7 protein-coding genes are annotated in these 8736 nt (G+C 56.2%); 5 read left to right on the top strand and 2 right to left on the bottom strand.

Annotation, left to right across the window (positions count from 1 at the left end):
- Positions 1-82: 82 nt before the first annotated feature.
- Both glmS and glmU read right to left on the bottom strand, forming a co-directional pair.
- Complete coding sequence (gene glmS / locus VM163_11580; protein ID HUT04516.1) at positions 83-1894, bottom strand: glutamine--fructose-6-phosphate transaminase (isomerizing); 1812 nt, start codon at positions 1892-1894, stop codon at positions 83-85.
- A 35-nt stretch (positions 1895-1929) separates the two neighbouring features.
- Positions 1930-3129, bottom strand: coding sequence for a bifunctional sugar-1-phosphate nucleotidylyltransferase/acetyltransferase (glmU, locus tag VM163_11585; GenBank protein ID HUT04517.1), 1200 nt, complete (start codon positions 3127-3129; stop codon positions 1930-1932).
- Between the two features lie 352 nt (positions 3130-3481).
- On the opposite strand from glmU, the gene VM163_11590 reads away from it, so the two are divergent.
- The 5 genes from VM163_11590 (at position 3482) to VM163_11610 (ending at position 8633) form a co-directional block, all read left to right on the top strand.
- On the top strand, positions 3482-4252 hold the full coding sequence (locus VM163_11590) for a hypothetical protein (GenBank protein ID HUT04518.1): 771 nt from the start codon (positions 3482-3484) through the stop codon (positions 4250-4252).
- Positions 4249-5424, top strand: a complete 1176-nt coding sequence (locus VM163_11595) for a glycosyltransferase family 4 protein (GenBank protein ID HUT04519.1) — start codon at positions 4249-4251, stop codon at positions 5422-5424. Before VM163_11590 ends, VM163_11595 begins: the two co-directional genes overlap by 4 nt.
- Positions 5425-5624: 200 nt before the next feature.
- Positions 5625-6998, top strand: a complete 1374-nt coding sequence (locus tag VM163_11600; GenBank protein ID HUT04520.1) for a hypothetical protein — start codon at positions 5625-5627, stop codon at positions 6996-6998.
- A 15-nt stretch (positions 6999-7013) separates the two neighbouring features.
- Positions 7014-7250: a hypothetical protein gene (locus tag VM163_11605; protein ID HUT04521.1), complete on the top strand. Its 237-nt coding sequence runs from the start codon at positions 7014-7016 to the stop codon at positions 7248-7250.
- Between the two features lie 21 nt (positions 7251-7271).
- Positions 7272-8633, top strand: coding sequence for a hypothetical protein (locus tag VM163_11610; protein HUT04522.1), 1362 nt, complete (start codon positions 7272-7274; stop codon positions 8631-8633).
- Positions 8634-8736 lie beyond the last annotated feature (103 nt).

The raw sequence follows: 8736 nt of genomic DNA on the forward strand, positions 1-8736 counted from the left end.
TCTTTGATTAGGCGCTCGGCCAAATGTGAGCCTATGAAGCCAGCCACGCCCGTTACAACCGCTCTCATCCTCTATTCTCTCCTTATTCCACCGTAACCGATTTGGCAAGGCCCCGAGGATTGTCAGGGTCCCGCTTGAGCAGAACTGCTATGAAATAAGCAAGCAGCTGACCCGCCACCAGCTGGGGGATCGGCGCCAAAGCCTTGTGCACCTTCGGCAGGATAACCTGCTCGTCGAACGAAGCTTGTTTGGGCTCGAAGTGGAAAGCGATGATTCTCCCACCCCTGGACTTCATCTCTGAGACGCTGTTGAAAGTGGATTTGTAGAGCTCAACGTTGTCAGGAGTGGGCATCAAGACCACTACGGCCATCTCCTCATCAACCAGCGAGATCGGCCCGTGCTTCATGAAGCCGCCCGACATGCCCTCCGCCGGAATATACGTTACCTCCTTCAGCTTCAGCGCGGCCTCAAGCGCGGCCGGCAGATGATAGCCCCTACCAATGAACAGCCATTTCTTATACATGCCAACTCGGTTGGCGATTTTTCTTATGAAGCCCGGTTTCTCGTCTAAAACGGTCCGCACCGCGCCAACAACCTCGTCCAATCCCGCTCTTATCTCGTCAATCTCGCCGGTCGGAAGCGAGTTTCGCATCCTGGCGAGCGAAAGCACGATCCTTGTGAGGATGACGATCTGGGAGGTCATGGCCTTGGTGGACAGGACGCTCTTCTCCGGCCCCGCGCCCTGCATGATGACGAAATCCACCTCTCTGGTCATGCTCGAGCCGAGGGCGTTGACGATCGCCGCCGTCCTCGCACCTTTTGCCCGTGCGTATCTAAGAGCCTCGAGCGTGTCAAAGGTCTCGCCCGACTGCGAGACCGCGATGACCAAAGCCCCCTCATCTACATCGCACAGGTTCTTAAACTCGTCAGAATTGACAGCTGGGGCGAAAACGCCGGCGAACTCCTTGAAGTAATACTGGGCAAGCAAGGCCGCGTAGAACGTCGTGCCGCAGCCTATGAGATAGGTTCGGCTGGCCTCGTTCATCATCTTGGCTACCGTTTCTATACTCTTCTCGTCTGTTGCGAGCGCCTCCTTGAGTGCAACGGGCTGTTCGTATATCTCCTTCAGCAGGAAGTGAGGATAGCCGCCCTTTCTGGCCTGCTCGGCGTCCCAGGCGACCGTGTTGATCTTCTTGTGCACGAACTCGCCGGTCGAGGCGTTTCTCACCTCGAACCTGTCCTTCGAGATGATGGCGTACTCGTTGTCATTCAAATAGACAACGTTCTTCGTGTATTCAATGAACGCCACAATGTCCGAAGCAACATAATTGGCGTCCCTGCCGGTCCCAATGATCAACGGGTTCCTGTTCCGGCCGCAGAACAGCAGGCCCGGATGCCCGGCCTCGATCGCCACAAACGCGAACGTCCCCTCCAATCGGTCCATTGTAGCACTCACGGCGCGCTCGAAGTTGCCCTGTTCCTCGTAGTAGAACTGGAGCAGCTGGGGTATGACCTCGGAATCGGTATCGGATTGGAACACGTGGCCCTTCGAGATGAGCTCCTCCTTCAGCTGCAAGTAGTTGCCGACTATGCCGTTGTGAACCACGGCTATTCTCCCGTTGGGGCTGATGTGAGGGTGAGAGTTGACCTTGTTTGGCTTCCCATGAGTAGCCCAGCGGGAATGGGCGATTCCGGTGGCGCCTCGCACCTCTTGAAACCTCTCCTTCTCGAAGACCTCAGCGACTCTGCCGGTGTTCTTCCTAACGTCGATCTTCCCGTCAGAAAGGACTGCCATTCCGCAGCTGTCGTAGCCCCTATACTCGAGGTTCAACATGCAGTTATACAGACGTTTCGTAATGTCTGAACTGCCAACGATTCCACTTATTCCGCACATATCGGCCCAACCTCGAAGGAGACTTCTTTCATCAGCTAAGGAAGCGTTCCACGATGAGGTATCCTGGAGCCCGGCGAAACGAGCGTCCCGGGCAGAAGGGTGTTGCTGGCCCCTATCACGACGTTGTCTCCGACAAATGAGCCCATCTTCGTGAGGCCAGAATCCACGACTTGTCCAGCGATCTTGACGCTGATTGGCACATCTTCGAGGCTCTCGTTCACGGTCATCGTGCCTGACCCGATGATGGCGTTCTGGCCGATAACGCTATCGCCGACGAATGAGAGCCGACCTATTCTGGTCTTGCCGAACAGCACGCAGTTCTTCAGCTCAACCCCGTATCCCACAATCGTCCACTCGCCAAGCGACGTAAACTCGCGTATCAGGGAGTTGTTCCCGATGTAGCAGTGTTTGCCCACGTAGCATGGACCTCGCAGCACCGCCCCCTCACTTATCTCGGCGTAATCATCAATGAATACTGACCCAGTGAAGGTTATGTTCGAGGCGACTTTGGCGAGCTTGGAGATGCTGGCGTTGGGCCACTTGTCCATCAGAATGCGGTTGGCCTGCAACACATCCCAAGGACGGTTCATGTCTATCCAATCCTCTTTCCAGATCGTTGCATAGAAACCGTATTCGCTGCTCAGGTCGTTGAAGGCGGCCGCCACGTTCCCCTCGTTTCTCTCCACAAGGTCGAAGAACTCGGACGCGAGAACGAACGTCCCCGCAAGGACGTAGTTACCCATTGCGTGGCCCTTCGGCTTCTCAACCACTCTCGATATCCGCGACGTCTCATCAAGGTAAACGTTCCCGTAAAGCTCCGTCCGAGGCACAAGAGCTACCACGGCAGTCGATTTCTTGAACTCGCTGAACGATGCCAAGCAGTTCAGGAAGATGTTCTCGGAGAACACCGTGTCGCCATACGAGACGATGAAATAGTCCAATCCCTTGAATCTATCTCGTGCACGAAGCACCGCCTCGCCAATGCCGCCCTCTGCATCTTGATGAACATACTCAATGTTCATCCCCCAGGCGGAGCCCCGCCCGAAGTAGTTTCGGATCTGCTCCGCGTGGTGGCCAACCACGATCACCGCATCGGTGATGCCCGCGTCCCTCAGCATCATCAGCGAGTGCTCGAGCAGCGGTTTACCGCAGAGGATCATCATAGGTTTCGGCCTGGTATCTGAAAGAGGCGAGAGATTGGCGCCTCGCCCTCCAGCAAGAATGAGTGCTTTCATTTTGGATCACAACCTTCCCATGTCAATCCGCTACACACGTTCTGGCGTTTACACATCTTCTCGCATCATCGGGCACAAGTATATCCTCTCTCTCAATGACCTCAAAGCAAGCGCTCCACCGCCGTCATCCGCCAGTGACGCCGGCGCCAGAGACAAAAGACCCAACCGCTCGGCGAGGCCATCTTTGCCCCGGGAATTGAAAATAGATATAATGCCCTGTATTGTCAACTAACGCCGGGACGGCGACCGCCGGCGTCGCGCGGTGGGCAAGAGGCTTATTGTCTGCATAGATAGGTTGCAGCGCATTGAGAGGAACAGCTGAACGGTGACCTGGTCTTGGATTGGCAACTTATTGTTGTTTTCGCTGGGCGGTCTTCTGCTGCTCCAAGCCTTGTTCCTCAAGATCAAGGCTGAGAGGGCCGCGTCTCTAGTGGAGCTCGCGTTTGCCGCGGACGCGCTGGTGCTCTTGGTCTGGCGGGTGTATTCCTTCCTTCTTGGCGACAAAACCGGCCTTCAGCCAGCCTCGGCAATTGCGATCTGCGTTCCGGCAATTGTGTATGTAGCTGCCGCGAGAATGCTGAGGAAGAAGAGGGTCGGGCTGTTGGTCTGGGCGGCAATGGCGCTTGCTAGCTTCTTTTCGTTCGCCTTTCTCGCCACACAGGAGGCCGGCGCCACATATTTTCCGAGCTTCGCATCCGGCTCCGAGCGAATATCCACGATAGAGCTTGAAAAGCAGAAGCAGCAGAACCGCGACTATCTTGGCTCGATGGAGCTGTCGGACGTTAGGGCAAAGTATTATGAGGACAGGTTCCACGGGCATTCAATCCTTCTGGAGTGCGAGATAAGAAACACTGGATTGCGGGACGTTGGCACCGTCACGCTTTCGGCCACACTCTTTTCGGACGACGGAGCGATCATCCATCAAGAGGATTTCTATCCCGTTTCAAAAGACTCGCCGCTGTCTTCCGGCAACAAACTGCACATGCTCTCTCGTTTCTCTCAGACTCCAAAGGGATGGAATCCCAAGAACCTCGACGTGCGCATAACAGAGCTCAGACTAGCGGGCAATCTCATGATCTCAGCCGCGACATTTCCGCATTTTTCAGGTAAAAAGGACAAATGAAAAACGACCAAGAAAAACCCAAACTCCTTTTCTGGGGCCTGATGGGCTACGACAGACCATCTACCAGAATCCGCTGCGTCAACTTCGCTGACCAGCTGCAAAAGCGCGGCTACACGTGCGACTACGTTCTCTACAAGGACAGATACGGACGGCAGTTCGGGCACGAGCAGATGCTGCACGTGGGCGACCGCCACAAACTGATGATATCCCGCCGTGCATACAAAGACCACAAGAACGATGACGGTGCGGTCATATACTTACAGAAGGCGCATTGGCACGCTCTTACGCCGCACCTCTTGCACAAGCGTCGTGGCGTCAAGATGATCTTCGACTACGATGACTGGGACCTGGACAGGTCCCCGTTTCTCAACCATGACTTCCTCAATTCTATCTTTCTCGGCAGCAGGGATGAGGCGGTGATCACATGGAAGCTGGTTGACGAGTCGATAGCCTGCGTGGCGGCCAGCAGGGAGCTGGAGCGGCTGCTCAAGATGAGACATCCCAGGGTCTATTACATCCCGACGGGGCCAGATACGGAGCGGTTCTCGATGACCGACAAGCGGCGAGCCGCGCGCGCCGGGCAGGCCAAGACAGCCTTCGTGTGGTGTGGCAACATCTGGGGTGATATTATCCTCGGGAACGTTGTCTTTCTCCTCAACTGCTTCTCCAAGGTCTATCAGGCCAATCAAAACGTCGTGCTCCGCCTCCTGGCGTGGGGCACTTATGGCCACGTCGTCAGGGGCCTTATCTCAACAGCGTACCGCCATCTTCCCATCGAGTTCCGCGAGTTCATCCATCCCGACCGCGTCCCCGACTTCCTGGCCGAGGCGCACGTGGGCCTCCTCCCACTTCAGGCCGATGAGATGAACGTCCAGTGGCTCAAGAGCAAGAGCCCGACCAAACAGTTCGAGTACATGGCTATGGAGCTTCCGACCGTCGCGATGCCCGTCGGCGATGTCAAGTATCTGGTGAAGGACGGTGTGAACGGCTTTTTGGCCCGTTCAGAGGATGAGTTCGTCGAGAAGATGCTGACTCTCGCAGGCGACCGAGCTCTTTGCGCCTCGATGGGCACGAAGGCGAGGCAGACGATCCTCAAGGACTACTGCCTGGAGCGCCTCGGCGACAAGCTCGACGCGATGCTCACCGAGCTTCGGCGGGAGAACCTGCTCTAGCCTTCCAGTCTGCGGATTAGGTCCGCCTCGAAAAGCGAACGACACGCCTCGCCGTAAGAGTCTCTAGCCCCGCTCAGGATTCAGCTTGATAAACGTGTTCAGGGAGCTTAGTATTGTTTCTGTAAGGCTCATTTGCTTTGGGCAAGGCAATCTTAATTGAGCGCCTGAGCGTTGGTGCTTAAGTTTATGATGGAGGGCCCATGATGAGAGCATTCTATGCACTAAGTAGGTCTTGGAGGATGAGAATCGCTTCCTTTATGGCTTGTGCTTGGCTCGCTCTATGCCTCGTCCCGAATTTGGCCGCACTGACCATCACCACCTTTCGTTTCTCGGACCTTGACCCAGTCCCTGACCGCCGCAGTCAGCCGGTTGTGGGGCCCGAAGGGGACATCTGGTTCACGGTGAATAATCCCGCAAGATTGATGAGGATTCGTGATTCTCGGATCGAGTGCGTTCTCGACTCAGGTATTACACCGGGTGATGCCCTCGATCTCTCCGTGTCGCCGGATGGCCGACTGTATCTGTCCAATTGCCGTTACGTTTACTTACCCGAGGAAGGGATTGTGCCCAGCGGGGTCAGACAGCCACAACGCGGAGGCTATATCCAGGATCCCGGCATTTTCGACGCAGACCTCCGGATGTACTGTACGATAAACTCGCAGTACATGTTTTGGCGGGAGGGATACCTGTTCGAGATGTCCATGGGTGAAGAGGCCATTCTAAGGTTTCAGACGTCGGTCATAGGGCGCCCCCTGATCGTGTCCTTGAACGAGTGCTGGATGACCTATGCGCCCTATCTGTCCAAGATTAACCTTGAGACGGGAGAAGTCGAAGAGAGATATAGGATAGACCCCATCGCCTACCGCGTCTGCGCTAAGGACTCCATGGGTCGGCTGTGGCTATCTGGCGAGAATATCGTGATATTTGATGGTGAGAACTCCGAGACGTTCGCTGCAACATTCGACAGCCCCGACCATGAATGGTACCAATGGTATGATTATGTCGCTCTCACGGGGGACATGACCACATGGGCAATAACTGGAAGGAACGCGGATACCATAGGTATCACGAGATTCAAGCGTGATGACGCCCTCCTGCTCACGGCTGAAGATGGCCTGTTGAGCGGCCACGTCTTTTATCCACCGTCGATCGACATCGACTATGACGGCAACGTCTGGGTACTTCACAATGAGGGCATCAGCAGGATAGCGGACGGGGGATGGCCGCCGATGCGTTTGATGCTGCATCGGCTGGAGACGCCGGAGAGCATTGCGGTGGAGGCGCAGGTGATAAACAACGGGCCGGTCGTTGGCGTTGACGTGTATGTGGCGCTTGAGCTGAACGGGCAGCTTCTGTTCTGGCCGAACTGGCAGCCGGAGCCTTCGCCTGTCCAGGTCAACCTCTGCCCCGGCTTCAGCGAATCGGCGACGATCATCGAGATGCCGAGGTCGCAAATTCCGCCCGGGAGCTACACGTTCTGGGGCTGTATGACCGGCCGAGGCACGCAGAAGCTCATCGGCCCCCTCGACCGCAAGTTCGAGGTGCTCCGCATAGATGTGAACGAGGGCAACTGATTCGCGAGAGGTGTCATGTTCGAGAACAGAACAATTGACATCCAGATATCCCCGTTTCAGGGGATGACGGCCGTGGTTGATAGGGTTGTTTTTGAGGACACCTTTGAGCCATATCAGAGGCACGTCTATAAGATCGCACGCGAGGGATTCGATCCGGGCATCATCCTGCCGGACGACCCTGGAGTTGTCCCATATCTGTTTATCACGCAATTGCAGGACTTGTTAATCGAGCGCCTGAGCGTTGGCGCTTAACGCTATGGTGGGAGACCTATCATGAGAGCGTTCCTTTGCTGCTGCGCCATTTCGTGGGCCGTTATCGGTATCGCGCCATTTGCTCTATCGAACGTCGTTGAGACATTCATCCTGCCGATGGAGCCGGTCCCTGTGTGGTGTTCCGATTTCATGGATGACGGTAGGGAGGTTGGCCCGGAGGGTGACATTTGGTTGATCCTGCCCATGCCGGAGCGTCTGATGCGCATCTCGGGTGATCAGATTCAGTGCGTTTTCGATAGTGGCATCATGGTCAACGGGGGCCCCCCTTTGACTTTCTCCCCAGACGGGCCGCTCTGGATCGGTAATTTCAAGTACGTTTACTCACCGGAGCAGGGATTGCACGAAAGCGGTCTCGAGATACCCCCGACATATTCCGGGCCTGGCGCGTCGACCGGTGTCTGGCGTCCCATGATCGACATGAACTGCCGGATGTTCCTCTGCGGAGGCTCCTCGTCTTGGGATTACCACAGCTCATGCGTCTGGGAGGTCAGGTCCGGCGAAAGCCCGCTCAAGCTGTTCGAGGCACAGGACCTGCAATTCCCTTTTTTGGTTTCGGCGGATGAGTTCTGTGCTTACATTCCCAATCACTGGGGTGGGCAGGAGTCCGAGATCGACTTGGACGCAAGTGTTGTGAAAGGTGAATACGGAGATTTCAGGATTCGTATGGACGCCGAGGATAGCGAGGGTCTTATGTGGTTTGCGGGCTATACCGGAATTTCGACGTTTGATCACGGTGATTTCTCGAGATACTGCGAGCCTGGCGATGGAGTCTCCTTTCAGTGGCCGCTGGTCTTGACGGCGGATTGGACTGTGTGGGTGGGGACAGCGACCGCAGGCGCTCTTCGGATTCGGGGTGCTCAGGGGGAGGAGCAGCGCTTTTTCACAACAGAGGAGGGTCTATTAACCAACCGCTGCCGCTATCCGAAAATTGACTATGACGGGCGAGTCTGGTTCTTCAACGCGAACGATGAGGGCATCATCGGTCTGAGCAGGATAACGGATGGGGGATGGCCGCCGATGCGGCTGATGCTGCATCGGCTGGAGACGCCGGAGGGGATTGCGGTTGAGGCGCAGGTGATAAACAACGGGCCGGTCGTTGGCGTTGACGTGTATGTGGCGCTCGAGCTGAACGGGCAGCTCTTATTCTGGCCAAACTGGCAGCCGGAGCGCTGTCCCGTCCAGGTCAACCTCCGTCCAGGGCACAACCAGACCGCCGTGATCATCTCCGCGCCTGGTTCAAGCATCCCGCCCGGCAGCTACACGTTCTATGGCTGCATGACCGGCCGCAACACGCAGAAGCTCATCGGCCCCCTCGACCGCAAGCTCGAGACCCTCCGCATAGATGTGAACGAGGGCGACTAATTCGCGGAAACTATTATGTTCGAGAACAGAACAATTGACCTTCAGATTCCGCCATCTCAGGGCATGACTCAAGTGGTTGATAGGGTTGTTTTGGGGGATACCT

This window comes from bacterium (genome assembly GCA_035527515.1).
In the GTDB taxonomy this organism is placed as follows: domain Bacteria; phylum B130-G9; class B130-G9; order B130-G9; family B130-G9; genus B130-G9.